Origin of the sequence: uncultured Jannaschia sp., assembly GCF_947494025.1 — a bacterium.
Classification (GTDB): domain Bacteria; phylum Pseudomonadota; class Alphaproteobacteria; order Rhodobacterales; family Rhodobacteraceae; genus Jannaschia.
This window is the reverse complement of record NZ_CANLTQ010000014.1, coordinates 41039-62286: the sequence shown is the minus strand read 5'-3', so window position 1 is coordinate 62286 and position 21248 is coordinate 41039. Positions and strand designations below refer to the sequence as shown.

The following is a 21248-nucleotide window of genomic DNA, read 5'->3' as shown; positions in this document are numbered from 1 at the left end:
GCTGGCCCTGGGCAGGGCATTGCCGAACCGCCCTGACCCGGACGAAGGCAGCAGGTCCTGAAGTGCGCGGCCGTACATTGGAACAAACTTGTAACCGACAGATTGCTGTCGCATTCTTCCCACGCCTCGGGGCGGTCTGGCGATCTCGCCGCCGAACTCGGGATCAAACCCGTTACGCTCTATCGCTACGTCGGTCCTGACGGCACGCTGCGCAAACACAACCAAAAGGTGCTGGACGTCAAAACCCTTCGCTCAGCGAAAACGTAGCTCCCCGCCCCCTCCCGCAAACGACTTCAAGAAGGCGGTCGACCTGTGACTATCCAACATCGTCTTGGCCACCCTCGTAGGCACCTATTGCCCAATCGCCGCCACGATTGAAACGTCCTCGCCATGCAATGCGTCACCGTCACCTCTCGGAGTTCGATAAACAGACTGAACGGGAGGACAGAACGGCACGACGACCGATCACATTCGCCGCACCTCGACCGGCTGGGACCGCCGCGATGAGATCGCCTTCCCGCGGACGCTATGCTGGCGGCGAAACCAAGTCTGTTGAAGCGGTCCCCGAAGATCTCGCGGACCGGCCTGAGCCGTCAGACCAGACGCTTACGGAGAGACGAACTTACGGATAACATGCATCAAGCAATCCCATGCCGATCGACGGGGCCAGGAACAAGCCCGGCAAGCGCCATGACCGCGTCCGTGTGAAGCCAGGCCAGCGTCGATTCCGCGCCTTGGTTCACGCTGATGCCCTGTGGGTCGATCCCGTCGCGGCAGCCGCCGTCCGGGGTCACGAGGGGACAACCGACTTCGTTGCGACCAAGGAACCAGGCGTGCGCCCGCTGCGCCTCTCGGGTCCAGTCCGCATCGCCCGTGAGCGTATGGGCGGCAAGCGTCGCCTCGACCTGCGCCCAGGCGTCGAGAGGTTGCTGCGCGTAGCGGACCGGGCCACCGGGCCGTCCGTAGCCGTCGGAGCCCGGGGGGCGGAAGGCGCCGTCGTCCGCTGTCTGGATGCGCGACATCTCTCGTAGCGCATCCAGGCCCGCCTCCGCGAGTTCCTCCCGCCACCACGCGCCGTCCAGCGCCCCCTGGGCGAGACGCGGACTGTCGTAGGCCAGCTCGGCCTCGAAGGTGAGACCGGGCGCGCGCTGCCACAGATCAAGCAGCCGATCGGCGAGCGTTCGTCCCGGAGCGTCGACCGGAAGGTCGAGCTCACGCGCCACCGAAAGCGCTCCAAGCGCCCACGCCCAGGGCCGTGGCGATCGGAAATCCGTCGCGGAGGGCAGCACGTCCCGCAAACGTTCCCGTGCCCAGTCCCCGATCCCGTCCGGTAGGAGCGCTAGGGCTGTCTCCGCGAGCGTCAGGAGGGTGCGCGCGGACGCATCCTCGTCCGGACCCCCGATCCATTGCCGGTCGTGAGAGAGGAAATTTCGGAACCCACCCGCCTCGGCGTCCCAGGCGTGATCCACGAAGGAGGCGTAGATCACGGCCAGTCGCCCGGGCCGGGGATCGACCGGATCGAGACGCGCGCGTCGGGCGCAGAGCCAGAGCGCGCGCGATACATCGTCGAGACAATAGCCGTGTCGACGGTCGGGGACGATACATCGGGCGTGCTGCCAGATTCCGCAATCGTCGGTCAGACGGACGAGGTGATCGAGAGGGGCCATCGACGAAATCTCCGCTGCGATGCGCGATGCCTCGCGCATGGTCGCGTGGGGGTATATGGAACCGGCGCCTGCGTCGAATGGTTAATGCCAGACACGGCCGAACGATGCCGTCCATTCAATGACATCGTAGTTCAGGCAACGCGGTCGGGCCGAGCGTGTCTTCGAGGAGATCCTGCCATATGGACGTATTGTCGCTTCGCGGGCGCCGTTCGCGATACCCGCTGCGCGTCGCGCTCGTCGGGAATCATCCGCCCCGCCGTTGTGGCATTGCGACCTACACGCGCGACGTCGCGATCGCGCTCCGCGCTGCCGGGCATGTCGTTCACGTCACCGCAATGTCGGAGCCGGGGAGGAGGCATCCCTACGGGTCGGCCGTCGATCTCGAGGTGCGGCAGGACATCCGTGCGGATTATGCGAGGGCTGGGCGCGCGATCGCAGCCTGGGCGCCCGACGTTGTTTTCGTTCAGCATGAATTCGGCATCTTCGGCGGTCCGGCCGGAGCGTGGCTGATCGACCTGATCGACGCCGCCGGCGTCCCGAACGTCGTGCAGCTCCATACGGTCTTGGCCGAACCCGACTTCCATCAGCGCGCCGCGATGGAGGCGCTCCGACAGCGGACGGCGTCCTTCGTCGTGATGGCCGCTCGCGGGCGGGACATGCTGGCGGAGACCGGCCTCTGCGGTCTGTCTGTCCATGTCGTCCCGCACGGCACGCCGGACCGGGCGCGCATCCGTCCCGCAGATATGCGCCGGCGGCTCGACTGGTCCGACCGGCCGACACTCCTGACCTTCGGCCTGCTTTCACCGGGCAAAGGGATCGAGACGGCGATCGCTGCTCTGCCGGCGATCCTCTCGAGGGTTCCGGACGCGCGCTATGTCCTGCTGGGTGCGACGCATCCGATGCTTCTGGCACAGGAGGGGGAGCGGTATCGCGACGGCCTTACCGATCTGGCGGGCCGACTTGGCGTCGAAAGGGCGCTCCGGATGGAGAACCGCTATCTCGACGACACGGATCTCTGCGACGCGCTGCAGGCGGCGGATGTCTACGTGACGCCGTATCTCAACCGCGCGCAGATCACGTCCGGCACGCTCGCATATGCGCTGGCCTGCGGCGTGCCGACCGTGTCGACCCCGTACTGGCATGCCGAGGATGTCCTCCCGGCGGAGCTTTTGTTTCCGTTCGGCGACGTCGACATATTGGCGGCGCAGGCGATGGACCTGCTGACGCAACCCGATCGGCGGGAGGCGCTGGCCCAGCAGGCTTGGGACGAGAGCCGTCCGGCGATCTGGCCCGCGGTCGCCCGTCGGCTCGACACCGTCCTGGGGACGGCAGCGCAGGTCGACATGCCGACGATCGCGGCCGAGTAGTCCGCATGCGGATCGGGATGGTCGCGCCGATCGCCTGGACCTGCCCGCCCTCGGGCTATGGGCCGTGGGAAGCCGCGACGAGCACGTTGACCGAGGCGCTGATCAGGAGGGGCCACGACGTGACGCTGTTTGCAGCCGGAGGCTCGTGCACGGCCGGCACGCTTCGGGTGACGGCGCCGCATCCCTACGAGGAGGGGCCGCTCGACGTGAAGGTCTGGGAGGCGCTGCATCTTGGCGCCGCCATGACCGAGGCGGCCCGTGGCGCGTTCGACGTCATCCATGTCCAGTGCGACTTCCCTGCGCTCCCCTTTGCGCCGCTTTTGCCCGTCCCGATGATCGTGACGCTGCACGGCTTCGGGCCGCCCTCCGTGCGTGACGCGGTCCTGCCGATCTGGCGCGCATACGCGAACGACGCCCATTACGTTGCCATCTCCGATGCGGATCGGCATCCCGACCTCCGCTACGCCGCCACCATCCACCACGGTCTCGCCCCGAGCGCCTGGCCGGCTGTCGCGGAATCCGCGCCGGACGCGCCGCTCGTCTTCTTCGGCCGGTCGCATCCGGAGAAAGGACCGGCCGCCGCCATCGACGCAGCCCGCGCTGCCGGCCTGCCGATCCGCCTCGCCGGGATCGTCGCGGATGCCGACTACCACGCGACCGAGGTCGTGCCCCGGCTGGAGGATCCCGGCGCGGTCTGGATCGGCCCGCTCGCTGGCACGGAGCGGGCACGATTCCTGGGCGCCGCGCGCGGACTCCTGCATCTGATCGCCTTCGATGAGCCCTTCGGTCTCTCGATCGTCGAGGCCATGCTCTGCGGCACGCCGGTGATCGCGCTGCGTCGGGGCTCCATGTCCGAACTGATCGAGGAGGGCGTGACCGGCTTCCTCGTCGACCGCCTGGAGGACGCTCCGGCCGCGATCGCCCGGCTTCCCGAAATCGATCGCGCGCGATGTGCCGCGCGAGCGCGCCTGCGCTTCGCCGACGATACGATGGCGGCACGCTACGAGGCCGTCTATCGAGCCGCCCGGGCCATGAAGCTGCAGCAGCTGGCTATGGACGAAACCCCTAGGAAACTCCGATGATGTCTGTGCCGGGATCGTTTCCAGGCTGCGGGTCGCACATCGCGAGCGCCGCATCGTCGGCCCTGAGACGGTAGGTTTCCGCTGATTTTGCGCGGAACGACGTGCTTACATTCAAAGATCAACCGCCAACGTCTCACCAGGCCTTACGACAGCCCATTCTACTCTGGCTTGCCACATGTCTCCCGTCCTTCTGACGATCACAGGTATATCGCCAGCAGGATTGAAGCCCTCGGGCCGATCCGGCGTCGGAGTCACCCCCGTCGGACCGCCAGACCGTGCCGCCCCTCCGGCATCGCGCAGGTGTCGATCTCCGTCGTCATCATCCGTGCGAGGTGTTCCGCGCCCGGTCGCGAGCGCGGGCGTCCCGTTCCGTCGAGCATGACCGCCCGGGCCAGGCCGAGGCAACGGTCCAGGTCAGTCCCCGCGCCGCGTCAGGGTCCGCGAAGGCGGCCGGATCGACGGCGAAGTCGCAGAGCAGCCGCTCGATCACCCGACCCCGGAGCCGATCCTCGTCGAAGAGGGCGTGTCCCCGCGTCGTCCCCAATCGACTTTGGCCCATACGTGCGCGCGAGTCGCTGGTGCGCGGCGTGTTCTGCGCATGACCCGCGGGCAGGCTCGAGATGGCGGAGGCCTCTAGCCCGATCGGCACCTCCGCTTCGTCGCAGGTATAGCCCTGGAGGTTCCGCTGGAGGGTTCCGGCTTCCGCCGCCTTCGCCATCGGATCGGCGGGGCGGACGAAATTGTCGATGCCGATCGTCCGGAACGCCGCATCGCGGAGGCGGTCCGAGGCGCGGGCGGCGAGGTCGAGGCGCTGCCCGGCGTCGGGCAGGTCAACCTCGCGGATCATTACCTGCCGCTTCGAGACCCGGGGCACATGCGCGTAGCCCTCGAGCGCGATCCGGTCGGGCGTGAAGCTTTGCGGCCGGCCGATGGCATTCGGCACGCGAAGGTCGAAATCCTGTACGCCAGGGCTCGCCCGCGTGATCCCGCCCTTCGTCAGCGTGTCGAGTCGGGGCGCGCGGCATCGTGGCGGCGATCATCGCGAAGAGGCGGCGCATCAGGTCGGGCGGCGGAAAGGTCGGCGTGCCGCCGCCCACATGCATTTGCTCGACCGTGATGCCGCCCGGAAGCGCCGCGGCGACGAGCGGGATCTCCGCTTCGAGGGCGTCGAGATAGGGGGCGAGCGGCGCCTCGGTCCCGGTTCCCTGGATCCGAGAGGCACAGAACCAGCAGAGCCGCCGGCAGAACGGGATGCGGACGCAAAGCGAGATGCGCGGCCGCGCCGGCACCTCGGTCGGCCGGTCGCGCATCGTCTCGGGTCCGACCGCGTCGGAGAAGTGCGTGGCGGGCGGATAGCTGGTGTAGCGGGATGCGCAGGCGGTGAGCGCGCGGGCCGTGAGGCCGGCGTCGAGACGGTCCATGCTCCGCGCTTGCCCCACACCCGTCACGCGCGCCTTGATGCAGATCAGCGGACGTGACATCTTCGCCGCCTCCACTCACCGATCGGCCTTCAGCCCATGTCCCGCATCGACCTTTCGCTCGCCACGCCCGACTGCGCCGCCTGCCCGATCCGGCACCGGGCCGTCTGCGCCACCTGCGAAGGCGAGGATCTCGCGCGCCTCGCCGCGATGAAGAGCTATCGTTCCTGGCAGGCCGGGGAGACGATCGTGCTCGAAGGCGAGGCGCTCGCGTTCGTGGCCTCCGTGGTCGAGGGCTGCGCCACGCTCACGCGCTCGCTCGAGGACGGACGGATGCAGATGGTGGGTCTGCTCATGCCCTCGGATTTCCTCGGCCGGCCGGGTCGGGCCGCCGCGCCCTATGCGGTCACGGCCGCGACCAAGGTGACGCTGTGCATGTTCGACCGGCGAGCCTTCGAGCGGATGATGGTGGAGACGCCGCATCTGGCCGGGCGGCTCCTCGAGATGTCGCTGGATGAGCTCGACGCAGCGCGCGACTGGATGCTGGTCCTCGGCCGCAAGACCGCCCGCGAGAAGGTCGCGACGCTGCTCACGCTCGTCCTGCGGCGCGCCTCCGTGGCCGACCGGCCGCTCCGCGCGGAGCTACCGCTCACCCGCGAGGCGATGGCGGCCTATCTCGGCCTCACGATCGAGACGGTGAGCCGGCAGATGACCGCGCTGCGCAAGGCGGGGCTGATCCGGCTCGAGGGGGCGCGCGGCCTTTCCTGCGACGACCTTGCCGCATTGGCGGCCGAGTCCGGCGACGACGAGGACGGCGCGCTGCCCGTCTGAGGCGGCTTTTTCACGCGGCTTGATCTCGATCGAGGCCACGCCCGCGACGGACATGTCACCGGACCCACGACGATCGGGAAAGGACCGGCATGTCGGACTATCCCAAGCTGGCCGGGCTGGGGCTGCCCGCATTCCTCGCGGCGATGGCGGCGGACTGCGCGCGGGACGCGGCCGACATGGTCCCTGCGATTCTCGTCCTGCTCCTCGCGGCGGGGGCGTTTCTGTGGACGCTCAGGGCGATGCCCGCCGATGGCCGGGGGCCGGCGCCGCGTCCCGCCCCCGCGGGCTACATGGACGGCCCGATCCGCGCCGGCGTGATCGCCACCGGGCTCTGGGGCGTCGTGGGCTTCCTCGTGGGCACCTGGATCGCCTTCCAACTGGCCTTTCCCGCGCTCAACATCGAATGGCCGCAGCCCTACGCCAATCTCGGGCGCCTGCGCCCGATCCATACCTCGGCGGTGATCTTCGCCTTCGGCGGCAATGCCCTGATCGCGGCGTCCCTCTACGCGGTGCAGCGGACCTGCGGCGCGCGGCTCTGGGGCGGCAACGCGGCGTGATTCGTGTTCTGGAGCCACAACCTCTTCATCGTGCTGGCCGCGACCGGCGACCTGCTCGGCGCCACGCAGTCCAAGGAATACGCCGGACCGGAATGGTACGTGGACATCTGGCTCACGGTCGTCTGGCTGGTCTATCTCGCCGTCTTCCTCGGAACGATCCTGCATCGACGCGAGCGGCACATCCACGTCGCGAACTGGTTCTACCTCGCCTTCATCGTGACCGTGGCGATGCTGCATGTGGTCAACAACCTCTCGGTTCCCGTCAGCATCTGGCGCTCGACGTCGGTGCAGATCTTCGCCGCCGTGCAGGACGCCATGACCCAGTGGTGGTACGGCCACAACGCCGTCGGGTTCTTCCTGACGGCCGGCTTCCTCGGAATGATGCATTACTTCGTCCCCAAGCAGGCCGGGCGGCCGATCTCCGGCTACAAGCTCTCGATCATCCATTTCTGGGCGCTGATCTTCCTCTATATCTGGGCGGGGCCGCACCACCTGCACTACACCGCATTGCCCGACCGGGCCGCGACGCTCGGCATGGTGTTCTCGGCGCTCTACTTCCTGACGCCGCGCCTGTGGGGCCGCACGGAGATGCATTCGGTCGCCGCGATCAACCTGCACTTCTGGCTCGCGACGCTGGAGATCGTCCTCTACGCGGCATCGATGGGTCTCGGGCATCATGGAGGGCCTGATGTGGCGCGAGGTCGACGCCAACGGCTTCCTCGTCAACGCCTTCGCCGACGCCGTGTCCGCCAAGTTCCCGATGTACGTGGTCCGCGCCCTGGGCGGCGTCCTCTACCTCGCGGGCGGGCTCGTCATGGTCTGGAACATGTGGCGGACAATCCGCGCGCCCGAGGCGCGCCCCGTCCTCGCAGCCACCCCCGCGGAGTGAAAGAGATGACGAAGGGCCCCCGTAGCCCCGACTACGATCCCACCGACGACCCCGAGATCGTCACCACCGGGGCGGCGCTGCGCGAGGGCGACATTCCGAACGAGTTGCCGCCGGAGACGAAGAGGATCACCTTCCACCAGCGGCTCGAGCGAAACGCGACGCTCCTGCTCGCGGCGAGCTTCGCGGTCGTCACCGTCGGCGGCGCGGTGGAGATCGCGCCCCTCTTCTGGCTCGAGAACACCATCGAAGAAGTGGAAGGGATGCGCCCCTATTCCCCGCTCGAACTGGCCGGGCGCGACATCTACATCCGCGAGGGCTGCTACACCTGCCTTAGCCAGATGATCCGGCCGATGCGCGACGAGGTGGAGCGCTACGGGCATTACTCGCTCGCCGCCGAGTCGATGTACGACCACCCCCACCAGTGGGGCTCCAAGCGGACCGGGCCGGACCTTGCCCGCGTCGGCGGCCGCTACTCGGACGAATGGCATGTCGACCACCTGATGGATCCGCAGAGCGTCGTGCCGGAAAGCGTGATGCCGAAATACGCTTTCCTCACGGACCGGCGCGTCGAAGCGACGCATATCGGGGAACTGGTCGAGACCCACGCGATGGTGGGCGTGCCCGAGCTTTCCGGGCCTCGCGAAGATCCGCGTCCAGATGGTGGACCACTCGATCCGCCATCGGACCTTTCGGTGAAGTTCGCGCTCGCCCGACGCGGCGACGCGCTGGCCGAATACGAGACGACCCTCGACCGCGACACGGACCGCGCCGGGGCGCCGCTGGAGGACCATTACGGTCTCACCCCGGGGGGCTGCGCAAGCGCCTGTTTCCCGACCCCGCGAAGGTTCGATCGCCGACAATCATACAGGGGCGGAAACCTGTCCACGCAACGAGCGGGCTTCGCCCGCATGCGGACGAAGCTCGGGGAATACCACGGTTTCGCGACACGTCCGAGGATCGCGCGCGCCGGCCAGACCTACTCCGCGGCGATCGGCGGGCGCGTCTCGGCCGGGATCGGATTGCTGTAGGGCGCCGCGGCGAGATGGGCCTCGTGCGCCGCCCGGGCCGCATCGCGCAGTTCCCGGTCGAGGATCGCGGCGCGGGCCGTGGCCGCCATGACCTTGGCCGCATGGAGCATCCCCTTGTGCGCCGCCGGCGTCTTGCCCTGCGCCGTCTGCTGCCAGGAATGGAGCGCGGTGCCCACGGCGCAGGTCGCCACGCGCGCCTGCACGAGCGGCACGGCCCAGCTCACGTCGCCCACATCCGTGGACCCCATGCCGCCCGTCATCGGCCGGTCGAGCGGCGCCACGAAGTCGCAGAGCGGAAGCTCGTAATCCGGCTTCCGGCCGACGCTGCGGAAGGTGTCGGCGATGTCCTCGCGGCTGATGGTCCGGCGGATCTTCTCGGCGAAGGCGCGGTCCTCCTCGTCGAAGGGCACGGGGCCGAGCGCGTCGAACTCCGCCTGCATCGCCTCCGAAAGGGGCCGGTTCTCCACGAGGTTCGACACCGCCGAGAAGACCCGGGACTCGACCCGCGTCCCCGCCATCAGCGCGGCGCCGTCGGCGATGGCCCGCACCCGCTCGATCAGCGATTGCAACCCTTGCAGGTCGGGACTCCGGATGAGCTGCCGCACGGTGGCCTTGGCCTGAACCACGTTCGGCGCGATCCCGCCCGCATCGAGATAGGCGTAATGGACCCGCGCGGCGTCCGGCATGTGCTCGCGCATGTAGTTCACACCGACGTTCATAAGCTCGACCGAATCGAGAGCCGACCGGCCGAGCTCGGGGGCGCCCGCCGCATGGGCGGCCTTGCCGGTGAAGGTGAAGTCGATCCGCGTGTTGGCGAGCGAGCGCATGTCGTCCACCGCGCTGTAGCTGCCTGGATGCCAGGTGATCGCGATATCCACGTCGTCGAAAAGCCCGTCGCGCACCATGTAGGTCTTGGCCGCGCCGCCCTCTTCCGCGGGGCAGCCGTAGTAGCGCACGCGCCCCTCGATCCCCTCCGCCTCGAGCCAGTCCTTGACCGCCGCCGCCGCCGACATCGCCGCCGAGCCGAGCAGGTTGTGCCCGCAGCCGTGACCGAACCCCGTCTCGGAGATGGCCTGCGGCTCCGCCATGCCCGGCGCCTGGCTCAGGCCGGGCAGCGCGTCGTACTCCCCCAGGATGGCGATGATCGGCCCCCCCTGCCCCGCCTCGCCCATCACGGCCGTCGGAATGCCGGCCAGGTTCTCGGTCACGCGGAACCCCTGCTCGCGCAGCATCTCCGTATGCGCGGCGCAGGATCGCGTCTCGGTATAGGCGAGTTCCGGCGTGTCGAAGACCCGGTCCGCCAGCCCCGTGAAGGCCTCGCGGCGGTTCTCGACAAGCGACCAGATCGGGTTCTCGTTTTGCATCGGAATCTCCTTCGAAATGCCGGCCGTCAGGCCGCGTCGTTCAGATGGCAGGCCGACAGCCGGCCGGGCGCCACCTCCTTCAGCGCCGGCACCTCGACACGGCAGCGCTCGTGCGCGTGCGGGCAGCGCGGGTGGAAGTGGCAGCCGGGGGGCGGCTTCAGCGGCGAGGGGATCTCCCCCTTGATCGCGGAATAGACCTTCTTTTCCGTCGAGAAGGTGGGGATCTCGGCGACGAGTGCCTGCGTGTAGGGGTGGTTCGGCCGCGCCAGCAGATCCTCGGCCTGACCGAGCTCCACGAGGCGGCCGAGATACATCACCGCGATCCGGTCGGAGATGTGCTCGACCACGCCGAGATCGTGACTGATGAAGAGGTAGGTCAGGTCGAACTCCTCGCGCAGCCGCACGAAGAGGTTGAGCACCTGCGCCTGGATCGACACGTCGAGCGCGGCGACGGATTCGTCGCAGACGAGGAAGTCCGGCTTGACGGCGAGCGCCCGCGCGATCCCGATCCGGGCCCGCTGCCCGCCCGAGAACTGGTGCGGGTAGCGCTTCGACGTGGCGGCGTCGAGCCCGACCTGCGCGAGCATCTCCTCCGCGTAGGCGGCGACCTCCCGGCGGGGCACGATCCTGTGGACGCGGGGCGCCTCGCCCACGATGTCGCGCACCCGCAGCCGCGGATTGAGCGAGGACATCGGATCCTGGAACACCATCTGGATCTTCAGCGCCGCGTCCCGCGCCTCCGCCCCGTCGAGCGTGCCGATCTCGCGCCCCCGGTAGCGGATGCGCCCGTCGCTCGGCGACAGCAGGCCCGCGACCATCCGGCCCAGCGTGGACTTGCCGCAACCGGATTCGCCCACAAGCCCCATCACCTCGCCCGGCCGGATCGCGAGATTGACGCGATCGACCGCATGGACCGTCTTCGGCGCGAGGTCGGCGCCGAGACGGCGCGCCATCCGCTCGGCGATGTCGAGCTCGGTCGTGAAACGCTTCGAGACGTCGTCGATTTCAAGAAGGGGTTCGGTCACGAGGCGGCGCTCTCCTCGGCTTCGAGATGGGGATGGACGCAACGGACCCCGCGTCCCGCCGCGATCTCGGCGAGCGGCGGTTCCGGGTCGCAGGCCGCGTCGGCGCGCGGGCAGCGCGGCGCGAACTTGCAGCCCCGCGGCAAATGGAGGAGCGAGGGCGTCATGCCCCCGATCTGCTTCAGGAGCGTGCCGTGGCGCTTGCCCTGCGGCACGCTTTCGATGAGGCCCTTCGTATAGGGATGCGCCGGCCGCGCGATGATCCCCGCCGTCGGGCCCGCCTCGATGATCCGGCCCGCATACATCACCGCCAGCCGGTCGGCGAGGCCGGACACCACGGCGAGGTCGTGGGTGATCCAGATGAGCGCGGTCCCCGCCTCGGCGCAGAGGGTCTGCACCTCCGACAGGATCTGCGCCTGGATCGTCACGTCGAGCGCGGTGGTCGGCTCGTCGGCGATGATCAGGTCGGGCTCGTGCAGAAGCGCGATGGCGATGGCCACGCGCTGACGCATCCCGCCCGAGAATTGATGCGGATAGCTTTCGAGCCGTTCATCGGGCGAGGAGATGCCGACCCGGACCAGCGCTTCCCGCGCGCGTTCGCGTGCGGCGGCGCGCGACACGTCGGCATGGGCGCGCACCGTCTCGATCATCTGCGTGTCGATCCGAAGGACCGGGTTCAGGGTCATCATCGGATCCTGGAAGATCATCGCGATCCGCCGGCCGCGCAGGCCCCGCATCATGCGTTCCCCCCCTGCGACGAGGTCGGCCCCGTCAAACACGATCCGCCCGCCGACGACGCGTCCCGGGGGATCCACCAGGCCGAGGATGGAGAAGCCGGTGACCGACTTGCCCGATCCGGATTCGCCGACCAGCCCCAGGATCTCGCCCCGGTCGAGCGACAGGCTCACGCCGTCCACCGCCTTCGCCACCCCGTCGCGGGTGAAGAAATGCGTCTGAAGGCCCTCGATCTCGAGCAGTTTCGTCATGAGGACAGCCGCGGGTTCAGCACGTCGCGCAGGCGGTCGCCCACGAGGTTGATGGCGATGATCGTCACGACCAGGGCGATGCCGGGGAACAGGCTGATCCAGTAGCGCCCCGACAGAAGGTAATCGTAGCCGTTGGCGATCAGCAATCCGAGCGACGGCTCGGTGATCGGCACGCCCACGCCGAGAAAGGACAGCGTCGCCTCGAGCGCGATGGCCTGCGCGATTTGCACCGTCGCCACGACGATGAGCGGCGGCACGCAATTCGGCAGGAGGTGGCGGAACATGATCCGCCGGTCCGACAGCGCGAGGCAGCGCGCGGCGTCGATGTAGTCCTTCCGCCGCTCCACGATCGCGGAGCCGCGCACAGTCCGCGCGTAATAGGCCCATTGCACGATCACGAGGGCGAGCACGACCTTGTCCACGCCCCGCCCGAGCAGCGCGAGAAGGATGAGTGCGATCAGGATCGCCGGGAAAGACAGCTGCAGGTCGACGATCCGCATGATGAGGCTGTCGATGCGGCCGCCGAAATAGGCCGCCGTCACGCCCACGACCGTGCCGATGGTGATGGCAAGGCCGAGCGAGACCGTCGCGACGAACAGGCTGATGCGGAGGCCGTACATGATGGCCGAGACCATGTCGCGGCCCTGCGTGTCGGTGCCGAGCCAGTAGGTCATGCCGGTGCCGAAGCTCGCCTCCCCGGGTGGCAGGCCCCCGTCCATGATGTCGAGCTGCGCGAGATCGTAGGGGTTCTGCGGCGCGAGGACCGGCGCGAGCAGCGCCACCAGCGCGACGAGGAGAAAGAGCACGAGCCCCACCACCGCGACCGGATCCTCCACGAATTGCTTGGCCACGCGCTTCGCCGGATGATCCACGCGCGCCGGGGCGGGCGTGCCGACGGGTTCGAGATCGGAGGCGATGGAGTCGGTCATCCCTTCACCTCCGACAGGCGGATGCGCGGATCGAGGAGCGAGTAGATCACGTCCACGACGAGGTTGATCGTGACGATGATGAGGACGGTCAGCATCAGGTAGGCGACGATCACCGGCCGGTCGAGCAGGTTGATCGAGTCGATCAGCAGCTTGCCCATGCCGGGCCAGGCGAACACCGTTTCCGTGACGATCGCGAAGGCCACCATGGAGCCGAGCTCCAGCCCGATGATCGTGACGACCGGGATCATGATGTTCTTGAGGATATGGACCATCACCACCCGCCGGCCCGACAGGCCCTTCGCGCGGGCGAACTTGACGTAGTCCTGCAGGCAGACCTCACGGGTGTTGGCCCGGGCCAGCCGGATGATGAGCGACATCTTGAAGAGCGCGAGGTTGATCGCCGGAAGGATCAGGTGCGAGAGCCCGTCGAGCGTCAGGAAGCTCAGCCGCATTCCCAGCACCTCCACCGTCTCGCCCCGCCCCCCGGCCGGCAGCCAGCCCAGCAGCACGGCGAAGACGAGGATCAGGAGCATCCCCTGCCAGAAGTTCGGCAGCGAGAAGCCGAGGATCGAGCCGCCCATGATCGTGCGGCCGGCGACGCTTTCGGGCCGCAATCCCGCCCAGACGCCGAGCGGCACGCCGAGCCCGACCGACAGGATCAGCGCGACCAGGGCGAGCTCCATCGTCGCCGGCAGCCGGTCGACGATGATCTCCAGCGCCGGGCGCCCGTAGACGAAGGAGGTCCCGAGGTCGCCCTGCGCCGCGTTCCACACGAAGATGCCGAATTGCTGCCAGAGCGGCTTGTCGAGGCCGAGCCGCGCGGTGGTCGCCGCGATTTCGGCCTGCGACGCCTCCGGGTTGATCAGCACGTCCACCGGGTTGCCGATGGCGTAGACCCCGACGAAGACGAGGATCGCCATCGCCACGATGGCGAGCAGGCTCTGTCCGAAGCGCCGGACGAGGTAGACGATCATACCGCTCTCCTCTGTGGGGCGGGATGCGGGCGGCGCGGCCCCCTCGTGTCGGGGCCACGCCGGGCGATCACTCGGCCGGCTTCACCTCGGAGGCCATCGTGTACTGGTCCATCCGCGGCTCGTAGGTGAGTTCGGGCTTCATCGCCCAGACCGTCTGCTCGTAATGCAGCGGAATGATGCCGTAATCTTCGAGCACCATGGTCTCGGCCTCCTGCAGGAGCCGGTCGCGCTCGGCGTCGTCGATCGTCGACATCGCCTCGATCAGGACCGCGTCCATCTCCGGGTTGGAGTAGCGGCCCGCATTGGTCGGCCCCATCCCCGTCGCCTCGTCGTAGGTGGCCACGAGCGATTTCAGCGGCGAGGACATCTCGCCGGAGGCCGCGCCCCAGCCCGCCATGTAGATCGGGAATTCCAGCGCGTTGCGGCGGGAGAAGAACTGGCTGGCGGTGGAGGCATCGACGCGGGTGTCGATGCCGATCCGGGCCAGCATCTGCGCCACCGCCTGCGCGATCTGCTCGTCGTTGATGTAGCGGTCGTTGGGCGTCCCGAGCGTGATCTGGAACCCGTCCGGGTAGCCCGCCTCGGCCAGAAGCTCCTGCGCGCGCTCCGGATCGTAGGCATCGACCTCGCGGCCGGACGTGCCGAACATCGGCGGCGGCAACAGCTCGCCCGCGGGCTGCGCGTAGCCGCCCATGATCCGGTCCGCGATGGCCTCGCGGTTGACGGCGAGCGAGATCGCCTCGCGCACCCGCGCGTCCATCAGGGGATTCTTGCCGTCCGTGCCGGAAATGCCCGGCGCGTCCTCGACCTGCTGCATGTGCAGGTAAATGATCCGGTTCGACAGGGCGTCGACGATCTTGAAGCCGGCCTGCTCGATCCGTCCGATATCTTGGATCGGCGGGGACTCGATCATGTCCACGTCGCCGGCGAGGAGCGCCGCCACCCGCGGCCCGTCCGAGGTGATGGGACGCATGGTCACCCGCGCCCAGTCCGGCGTGCCGCCCCAGTAATCGTCGAACCGCGTCACCACCATCTCGGATCCGCGCGTGTAGGTGTCAAGGATGTAGGGGCCCGTGCCCACGGCCACGTCCGGCGAGTTGAACGCGGGGGCCTGCGGGACGTCGCCCATTCCCTCGCAATTCCCCTCGGGCGCGTAGGCGATCTCGTCTTCGGCGCCGAGCGTGTCGGCCGACAGGATCGCGATGCTCCAGATCTCGGCCGGCAGGAGCGGGTTCGTCGACTGCGTCTCGACGACGAGCGTGTGGTCGTCCTCCGCCGTCATGTTGGCGATGCCGGCGGTGTAGAGCGTGTAGGCCGAGGGCGAATTCTCGACGAGGGGCACCCGGCAGAAGGAATAGATCACGTCGCGCGCGGTGAAGTCGCTGCCGTCGTGGAACTTGACGCCCTCGCGCAGCTTGAAGCGCCAGGTCGTGTCGTCCACCGCCTCCCATTCGGTGGCGAGGCCGGGGCCGACCATCTGATTGGCGTCCTGCGTGGTCAGCGCCTCGAAGACGTTCTTGAGAACCTGGATGTTGGTCGAGAGCTGATGGAACTGGGGGTCCATCGAGGTCGCCTCGGACTTGACCCCGATCGACAGATCCTGCGCCATCGCCGGCAGACCTGCCGCGACGAGCCCTGCGGTGAGGGCGATCCTGGATACCTTCATGACTTGTCCTTCCTGTTGCCGGTCGTCGCTTCGTTCGATCTTCGGCCCCCGGGCCGCGTCGTCATGCAACTTGGCCGCCACGCTATTATGCGTTAAAGGAAAGTCAACAGAAAATAACTATGCGCGGCATGCATAGGTTAACACGGAGATTCCCGTGGCAGGCAGCCTCTCAAGTCCGGGCGATTCTTCCGCGGAGGCGCGCGACCGTCGTTCCGGCATCACGTTGCGCGAACTCGAGGTTTTGCAAAGGCTGATCGATACCGGCACGGCGATGAACGCCGCACGCGCGCTCGGCATCTCGCAATCCGCCGTCAGCCGCCGTCTGGCGCAGCTCGAATCCCGACTCGGTATCCCGCTCTTCGTCCGCACCGGGGCGCGGCTCGTTCCGAACGTCGACGCGCTTTCGATCAACGAGCAGTTGCGCCCGGTCTTCGCGACGCTGGAAAGCATCGCCGGACATGCGGAGGCGGAGGATGCGGGGCACAGCGGCACGCTTTCCGTCGTCGCGCCGCCGACCATCGCCGACAGCTTCCTGCCGTCGCTGGTCGTGGCGTTCTGCAAGCGCCACCCCGAGATGCGGATCGTCTACGAGGTGCTGGCGAGCGACGCGCTCTTCACGGGGATCGCGGAGGCGCGCTTCGACCTCGGCCTCACGGACAGCCGCTCCGCGCATGAAGGCATCCTGACGGAGCCGCTGATCTCGACGCAGGCGGTCTGCCTGATCCCGCGCGGCCACCCCCTCGCCGCCCGCGACGTCGTCGGTCCCGCCGATCTCGACGGCGAGGCCTTCATCTCGCTGGCCCGCCGTCATTCCTGCCGCAGCGCCATCGACCGCGTCCTCGAACGTGCGGGCACGACGCCGCGCGTCGTGATCGAGGCGTCCACCAACATCGCCGCCGCCGCCTTCGTCGCCGCGGGAATGGGCATCACCATCGTCAATCCGTTCCCGATCTCCAACCGGCTCGTGGAGGGGATCGTCCTCCGCCCGTTCCGGCCGGCGATCGACTACACCGCCCACATCCTCCTGCCCGCCAGCCGGGCGCCCTCCGCCGCCGCGCGCGCCTTCGTCACGGCGATCCACGCGAGCGTCGAGAAGCCGAAGGCGTCCTGATCGACGGCAACGACGGATGGCAAGGATCCGGCGCGGGACGCGCCCGCGCGACGCGTCGTCGCGAACACCGCCGGCCGCGATCAGCGGGCCGGCCACCCGCAGGCCGAGCTTTCCACGTACACGGAATAGACCGACGTGGTCGCCGCGATAAAGAGACGGTTGCCGCGCGGTCCGCCGAAGGCGAGGTTCGCCACCACTTCGGGCACGCGGATCCGCCCGAGCCGGACGCCCGCCGCGTCGAAGACCTGCACGCCGTCCCCGGCCGAGCACCAGACATGCCCGTGCCGGTCCACGCGCAGGCCGTCCGGCAATCCGGCATCGACCGCGAACAGGTCGCGCCCCGGCCCGCAGCGCCCGTCCGCCACCGGAAAGGCCCGCACAACCGGCGGGACGTCGGGATCGTGGCTGGACCCGCTTTCGGCGACGTAGAGGACGCGTTCGTCGGGCGAGAAGGCCAGTCCGTTCGGCTGCACGAAGGCGTCGTCGATGACCCGCGCGACCGTGCCGTCGGGATCCACCCGGTAGACGCCGTTGCAGGGCTGCTCCCGCTCGGCGCGGTGGCCCTCGTAATCGCCGAGGATGCCGTAGGTCGGATCGGTGAACCAGATCGCCCCGTCCGAGGCCACGACCAGGTCGTTGGGCGAGTTCAGCCGCCGGCCCCCGTAGCTGTCGGCGATCACCGTGATCCGTCCGTCGGGCTCGGTCCGCGTGACCGAGCGCGTGCCGTGCTGGCAGGACACCATCCGCCCCTCCCGGTCGCGGGCATGGCCGTTCGCGAAGCCCGCCCCGTCGCGGAACACGGAGGTCTCGCCCTCCGGCGTGATCCGCAGGATGCGGTCGTTCGGAATGTCGGAGACGTGCAGGACGCCGAAGGCCGGGAACCAGACCGGTCCCTCGGCCCAGCGAAGGCCGGTCGTCAGCCGTTCCAGATGCGCGTTCGGCTGGATCAGGGCGCGGAACCGGGGATCCTCGATCTCGTAGATGGGGGGCATGGCGCTACTCCGCGGTTCGGGGCCGGGCGCCGAGCGCCACGATGCCGACGATGATGATGCCGGTCAGCAGCAGGCGGACGCCCGCGCCGAGTCCGTAGGAATTGAGCATGGACACGACAAGGAACAGAAACAGCGCGCCGGCCGGCACGCCCGGGACGTTCGACCGGCCGCCACCGATGGAGGAGCCGCCGATGACCACGACGGCGATGGAGGACAGCAGGTATTCCTGCCCCATGTTGAGCGCCGCGCCCCCCGAGAAGCAGGCCAGCAGGAACCCGGCGAGCGCGGCCAGCGCGGCGCATAGCACGTAGGTCGCGCAGCGCACCCGCTCCACCGGAATGCCGACGCGCCGCGCCGCGCGCGGGTTCTGTCCGATCGCCGTCACCTCGCGGCCGAAGCGCGCCCGCTCCAGCACGACCCAGGCCAGGCCGCAGAGGAGAAGCGCGACATAGGCGACGTTGGGCAGTCCGAGCGTCCGGCCGAGCATCGCGTCCGAGAGGATCTCCGGCGGCTTGATGCGCAGCCCCCGGTTCGACCAGATCGCCAGCGACTGGTACACGAACGAGGCCGCGAGCGTCGCGATGATCGGCGGGATGCGAAGCAGCCAGATCAACGCGTAGTTCGCGAGCCCCGCGCCGAGGCCGATCGCGAGCGCCAGCGCGAAGCCCGGAAGCGCCAGCGCACCGGCCCCGCCCATGAACTTCAGCGACAGGGTGGCCGCGAGCGTCATGGTCGCCGGGATCGACAGGTCGATGTTGCCCGGCCCGAGCGTGATCACGAACATCTGGCCGAGCCCCACCAGCGTTGTGAAGGCCGAAAAGGTCAGCGCCGCGACGAGAAGCCCCGCGATGCCCTGCGACTGGCCGATCGCGGCGGTGGCGGCAAAGGCCGCGATTGCCGCGAGCCACGCCCAGATCCAGGGCCGGTCGAGCAGCGCCGTCATCGGGCCCGCCGCCGCGCGAAGAGGAGCCGCGCCGCGAGCACGACGATCAGGATCGCGCCCTGCGCGCCGATCTGCCAGTCAGGCGAAAGGCGCAGAAAGGACAGAAAACTGCCGGCGAGGGTCAGCGTGAGCGCCCCGACCACCGCGCCCACGGGCGAGACGCGGCCGCCGGTGAACTCGCCGCCGCCGAGGATCACCCCCGCGATCGACAGAAGCGTGTAGCGCAGCGCGATGTTCGCGTCCGCCGCCGTGGAAAGTCCCACCAGCGTCATGCCCGCGAGGACCGCGAAGATGCCGGCGAGCCCGTAAGCCGCCGCGCGCAGCAGGACCGGCGACCAGCCGGCCTTGCCGAGCGAGCGCTCGTTGCCCCCGAGCCCGCGCAGAAGCACCCCGAAGGCGGAGCGCATGACGACGAGATGGGTGACGAGCGCGATGGCCACGGAGGCCAGGACCGCCATCGGCACGAGCGGCGGCTTCGCCGTCATCAGCGCGCGCAGCCATCCGGGCGCGGAGCCGCCCGGCGAGGGCAGCAGCAACACCGCCAGCCCGCCCCACGCGAAGGACATGCCCAGCGTCACCACGATCGCCGGCAGCCGCCGCGCCTGGATCAGCGCGCCGAGCGCCGCGTAGCCGAGGATCGCGGCGACGAGCGCGAGGTAACCCAGGGCGGGCGTATCGACGACGAGCGTCGCGGTCACGCAGGCGACGAAGCTCACGAAGGCGCCCATCGACAGGTCGATATCGCCCACCATGATCACGATCATCTGCGCCACCGTGGCCAGCGCCACCGGCACGGCGAGATTGAACAGCAGGTTCAGCCCCAGATAGCTCATCGCGCGCGGTTGCAGCCAGAACACCGCCGCGAGCAGCAACGCCAGCGACAGCACCGGCAGCAGAAGGCGGATGTCGATCCGGGGTATCATGCCTCCGCCTCCATCTCGAAGGAACTCGCCACGATGGCCTCCCCGGTGATCGCGTCGCCCCGCAGCTCCGCACCGATCCGGCCGTTGCGGTAAACGAACACCCGGTCGCAGAGGCGGATCTCGTCCATTTCGGTGGAATACCACAGGAAGGTGCGCCCGGCCCCGGCCTCCGCCCGGATGATGTCGTAGACCTGCGCTTTGGTGCCGACGTCCACCCCGCGCATCGGATCGTCCATCACGACAACCGGCGCCCCGGTGGCGAGGGCGCGGGCGAACAGCACCTTCTGCTGATTGCCGCCCGACAGCGACAGGATCGGCGCCGACAGGTCGTCCGTGCGGATGCCGATCCGCGCCTTCCAGTCCCGCGCCAGCGCCGCCTCCGCCGCCCGGTCGACGAGACCGCGCCGGACAAGCCGGCCGAGCCCCGCCGCCGAGACGTTGCGCCGGATGGACCAGAGCGGGAACAGGCCGTCGCGGGCCCGGTCGCCCGCCACGAAGGCCGCGCGGGGCGCCCCCGCCGCGCGCCAGTCCGAGGAAAGCGCCAGATAGAGCCGCGAGAGCGCTTCGGCCTGACCGTGACCGGCCAGCCCGGCGAGCCCCACGATCTCGCCCGCGCGGGCCGAAAGGCCATGATCCGCGCCGAGGATGTCGGGGCCGGACGGCGCCGCCCGCGCCGCAGCCGTCGCTTCCGGCGCGACGTGGCCCATCGCCGCCACGAGGCTTCGCTGCGTGAAGGCGCTTGCGGGCCGGTCCTCGACGATGCGGCCGTCCCGCATCACGGCGATGCGGTCGGCGATGTCGAAGACCTCCGCCATCATGTGGCTGATGAAGATCGCCGCGCCGCCCGAGGCGCAGAAGGCGCGGACATGGGCGACGAGCTGCGCCGCGACCGAGGCGTCGAGCGACGAGGTCGGCTCGTCGAGGATGACGAGCCGCGCGGGCTCCATCCCGTCCGCGAAGCCCATCGCGATCTCCACCATCTGCCGCTCGGCCAGGGCGAGGTCGCCAACCACGGCACGGGTCGGGATGCGGTTGCCGGGAAAGACCGCGTCGAGCGATGCCCGCATCCGGTCCGATGCCCGCCGGCGCCACCCGCGTCCCGCGAGGTCGCGCTGCGCGATCCGCAGGTTCTCGAGCACGGAAAGGTTCGGCGCGAGCGACAGCTCCTGATGCACCGCCCGCACCCCTGCGGCGCGGCGCGCCCGCACCGCCCCGGCCTCGAAGCTCCGCCCTGCGGGCGCGGCCCCGGGCGGCAGGTCGTAGACGACCGCGCCCTCGCTCGGCGGGAACACCGCGTTGACGAGATTGACGAGCGTCGATTTGCCGGCGCCGTTATGGCCCACGAGCGCCACGCATTCGCCGGGCCGGACGGCGAAGTCGGACGGGTGCAGCGCGCGCACCGCGCCGAACGCGCGGCCCGTGCCCTCGAACCGGACGATCGGAGTCGCGCCGACGGCGCCGCCCGTGCCCCGCGCAGGCGCCCGATCGTCGTGGCCCAT

General features: G+C 69.4%; 17 protein-coding genes and 2 pseudogenes. 6 read left to right on the top strand and 13 right to left on the bottom strand.

Annotated elements, in window-relative coordinates:
* Positions 1–638: 638 nt before the first annotated feature.
* Positions 639–1667 carry a hypothetical protein gene (locus tag Q1B08_RS14595; RefSeq protein ID WP_299820315.1) on the bottom strand — a complete coding sequence of 343 codons (1029 nt, stop codon included), beginning with the start codon at positions 1665–1667 and terminating at the stop codon, positions 639–641.
* Between the two features lie 179 nt (positions 1668–1846).
* Here Q1B08_RS14595 and Q1B08_RS14590 point away from each other — a divergent pair, with 179 nt between their 5' ends.
* Together Q1B08_RS14590 and Q1B08_RS14585 are read left to right on the top strand one after the other, a co-directional pair.
* Positions 1847–3034, top strand: coding sequence for a glycosyltransferase (locus Q1B08_RS14590; RefSeq protein ID WP_299820312.1), 1188 nt, complete (start codon positions 1847–1849; stop codon positions 3032–3034).
* Positions 3035–3039: 5 nt separating this feature from the next.
* Positions 3040–4116, top strand: a complete 1077-nt coding sequence (locus Q1B08_RS14585) for a glycosyltransferase family 4 protein (protein WP_299820309.1) — start codon at positions 3040–3042, stop codon at positions 4114–4116.
* A 319-nt stretch (positions 4117–4435) separates the two neighbouring features.
* Here the strand turns inward: Q1B08_RS14585 and Q1B08_RS14580 are convergent, their stop codons facing one another.
* Positions 4436–4963: a hypothetical protein gene (locus Q1B08_RS14580; protein ID WP_299820306.1), complete on the bottom strand. Its 528-nt coding sequence runs from the start codon at positions 4961–4963 to the stop codon at positions 4436–4438.
* Positions 4947–5597 (bottom strand): hypothetical protein, encoded by a 651-nt coding sequence (locus Q1B08_RS14575; protein ID WP_299820303.1) that lies wholly within the window; start codon positions 5595–5597, stop codon positions 4947–4949. Before Q1B08_RS14575 ends, Q1B08_RS14580 begins: the two co-directional genes overlap by 17 nt.
* Before the next feature lie 36 nt (positions 5598–5633).
* On the opposite strand from Q1B08_RS14575, the gene fnrL reads away from it, so the two are divergent.
* From fnrL to ccoO, 3 genes and pseudogenes are all read left to right on the top strand, one after another.
* Positions 5634–6365 (top strand): transcriptional regulator FnrL, encoded by a 732-nt coding sequence (gene fnrL, locus Q1B08_RS14570; protein ID WP_299820301.1) that lies wholly within the window; start codon positions 5634–5636, stop codon positions 6363–6365.
* Between the two features lie 89 nt (positions 6366–6454).
* Positions 6455–7811 (top strand): annotated as a pseudogene (locus Q1B08_RS14565) (cbb3-type cytochrome c oxidase subunit I).
* Between the two features lie 5 nt (positions 7812–7816).
* Positions 7817–8434, top strand: a pseudogene (gene ccoO / locus Q1B08_RS14560) (cytochrome-c oxidase, cbb3-type subunit II); the annotation flags it as partial.
* Between the two features lie 353 nt (positions 8435–8787).
* Here the strand turns inward: ccoO and Q1B08_RS14555 are convergent.
* From Q1B08_RS14555 to Q1B08_RS14530, 6 genes are all read right to left on the bottom strand, one after another.
* A complete protein-coding gene (locus Q1B08_RS14555) occupies positions 8788–10203 on the bottom strand; it encodes a M20 family metallopeptidase (RefSeq protein ID WP_299820299.1) in 1416 nt (471 codons plus the stop codon).
* A gap of 26 nt (positions 10204–10229) precedes the next feature.
* Positions 10230–11228, bottom strand: a complete 999-nt coding sequence (locus tag Q1B08_RS14550) for an oligopeptide/dipeptide ABC transporter ATP-binding protein (protein ID WP_299820297.1) — start codon at positions 11226–11228, stop codon at positions 10230–10232.
* Positions 11225–12211, bottom strand: coding sequence for an ABC transporter ATP-binding protein (locus tag Q1B08_RS14545; RefSeq protein WP_299820295.1), 987 nt, complete (start codon positions 12209–12211; stop codon positions 11225–11227). Before Q1B08_RS14545 ends, Q1B08_RS14550 begins: the two co-directional genes overlap by 4 nt.
* Complete coding sequence (locus Q1B08_RS14540; RefSeq protein WP_299820292.1) at positions 12208–13140, bottom strand: ABC transporter permease; 933 nt, start codon at positions 13138–13140, stop codon at positions 12208–12210. Before Q1B08_RS14540 ends, Q1B08_RS14545 begins: the two co-directional genes overlap by 4 nt.
* Complete coding sequence (locus Q1B08_RS14535) at positions 13137–14114, bottom strand: ABC transporter permease (protein ID WP_299820289.1); 978 nt, start codon at positions 14112–14114, stop codon at positions 13137–13139. Before Q1B08_RS14535 ends, Q1B08_RS14540 begins: the two co-directional genes overlap by 4 nt.
* Positions 14115–14181: 67 nt before the next feature.
* Entirely contained in the window at positions 14182–15780 is a 1599-nt protein-coding gene (locus Q1B08_RS14530; RefSeq protein ID WP_299820287.1) for an ABC transporter substrate-binding protein, read from the bottom strand.
* Between the two features lie 154 nt (positions 15781–15934).
* On the opposite strand from Q1B08_RS14530, the gene Q1B08_RS14525 reads away from it, so the two are divergent.
* Positions 15935–16891 (top strand): LysR substrate-binding domain-containing protein, encoded by a 957-nt coding sequence (locus Q1B08_RS14525; RefSeq protein ID WP_299820285.1) that lies wholly within the window; start codon positions 15935–15937, stop codon positions 16889–16891.
* An 80-nt stretch (positions 16892–16971) separates the two neighbouring features.
* Here the strand turns inward: Q1B08_RS14525 and Q1B08_RS14520 are convergent, their stop codons facing one another.
* From Q1B08_RS14520 to Q1B08_RS14505, 4 genes are read right to left on the bottom strand one after another with little or no spacing between them, the layout of a single operon-like run.
* Entirely contained in the window at positions 16972–17883 is a 912-nt protein-coding gene (locus tag Q1B08_RS14520) for an SMP-30/gluconolactonase/LRE family protein (RefSeq protein WP_299820283.1), read from the bottom strand.
* Between the two features lie 4 nt (positions 17884–17887).
* The gene (locus Q1B08_RS14515) at positions 17888–18826 is read right to left on the bottom strand and encodes an ABC transporter permease (protein ID WP_299820280.1); all 939 of its coding nucleotides are present in this window, start codon (positions 18824–18826) and stop codon (positions 17888–17890) included.
* A complete protein-coding gene (locus Q1B08_RS14510) occupies positions 18823–19749 on the bottom strand; it encodes an ABC transporter permease (protein ID WP_299820277.1) in 927 nt (308 codons plus the stop codon). The genes Q1B08_RS14515 and Q1B08_RS14510 overlap by 4 nt, the downstream gene beginning before the upstream one ends.
* Positions 19746–21248 (bottom strand): sugar ABC transporter ATP-binding protein, encoded by a 1503-nt coding sequence (locus Q1B08_RS14505; protein WP_299820275.1) that lies wholly within the window; start codon positions 21246–21248, stop codon positions 19746–19748. Before Q1B08_RS14505 ends, Q1B08_RS14510 begins: the two co-directional genes overlap by 4 nt.

What these genes read in the sequence shown, in the direction of transcription:
- fnrL (WP_299820301.1), top strand. Translation starts at nt 5,634, where the DNA reads ATGTCCCGCATCGACCTTTCGCTCGCCACGCCCGACTGCGCCGCCTGC.
- Q1B08_RS14505 (WP_299820275.1), bottom strand. Translation starts at nt 21,248, where the DNA reads ATGGGCCACGACGATCGGGCGCCTGCGCGGGGCACGGGCGGCGCCGTC.
- Q1B08_RS14510 (WP_299820277.1), bottom strand. Translation starts at nt 19,749, where the DNA reads ATGATACCCCGGATCGACATCCGCCTTCTGCTGCCGGTGCTGTCGCTG.
- Q1B08_RS14540 (WP_299820292.1), bottom strand. Translation starts at nt 13,140, where the DNA reads ATGACCGACTCCATCGCCTCCGATCTCGAACCCGTCGGCACGCCCGCC.
- Q1B08_RS14555 (WP_299820299.1), bottom strand. Translation starts at nt 10,203, where the DNA reads ATGCAAAACGAGAACCCGATCTGGTCGCTTGTCGAGAACCGCCGCGAG.
- Q1B08_RS14545 (WP_299820295.1), bottom strand. Translation starts at nt 12,211, where the DNA reads ATGACGAAACTGCTCGAGATCGAGGGCCTTCAGACGCATTTCTTCACC.
- Q1B08_RS14595 (WP_299820315.1), bottom strand. Translation starts at nt 1,667, where the DNA reads ATGGCCCCTCTCGATCACCTCGTCCGTCTGACCGACGATTGCGGAATC.
- Q1B08_RS14590 (WP_299820312.1), top strand. Translation starts at nt 1,847, where the DNA reads ATGGACGTATTGTCGCTTCGCGGGCGCCGTTCGCGATACCCGCTGCGC.
- Q1B08_RS14575 (WP_299820303.1), bottom strand. Translation starts at nt 5,597, where the DNA reads ATGTCACGTCCGCTGATCTGCATCAAGGCGCGCGTGACGGGTGTGGGG.
- Q1B08_RS14535 (WP_299820289.1), bottom strand. Translation starts at nt 14,114, where the DNA reads ATGATCGTCTACCTCGTCCGGCGCTTCGGACAGAGCCTGCTCGCCATC.
- Q1B08_RS14530 (WP_299820287.1), bottom strand. Translation starts at nt 15,780, where the DNA reads ATGAAGGTATCCAGGATCGCCCTCACCGCAGGGCTCGTCGCGGCAGGT.
- Q1B08_RS14520 (WP_299820283.1), bottom strand. Translation starts at nt 17,883, where the DNA reads ATGCCCCCCATCTACGAGATCGAGGATCCCCGGTTCCGCGCCCTGATC.
- Q1B08_RS14585 (WP_299820309.1), top strand. Translation starts at nt 3,040, where the DNA reads ATGCGGATCGGGATGGTCGCGCCGATCGCCTGGACCTGCCCGCCCTCG.
- Q1B08_RS14515 (WP_299820280.1), bottom strand. Translation starts at nt 18,826, where the DNA reads ATGACGGCGCTGCTCGACCGGCCCTGGATCTGGGCGTGGCTCGCGGCA.
- Q1B08_RS14580 (WP_299820306.1), bottom strand. Translation starts at nt 4,963, where the DNA reads ATGATCCGCGAGGTTGACCTGCCCGACGCCGGGCAGCGCCTCGACCTC.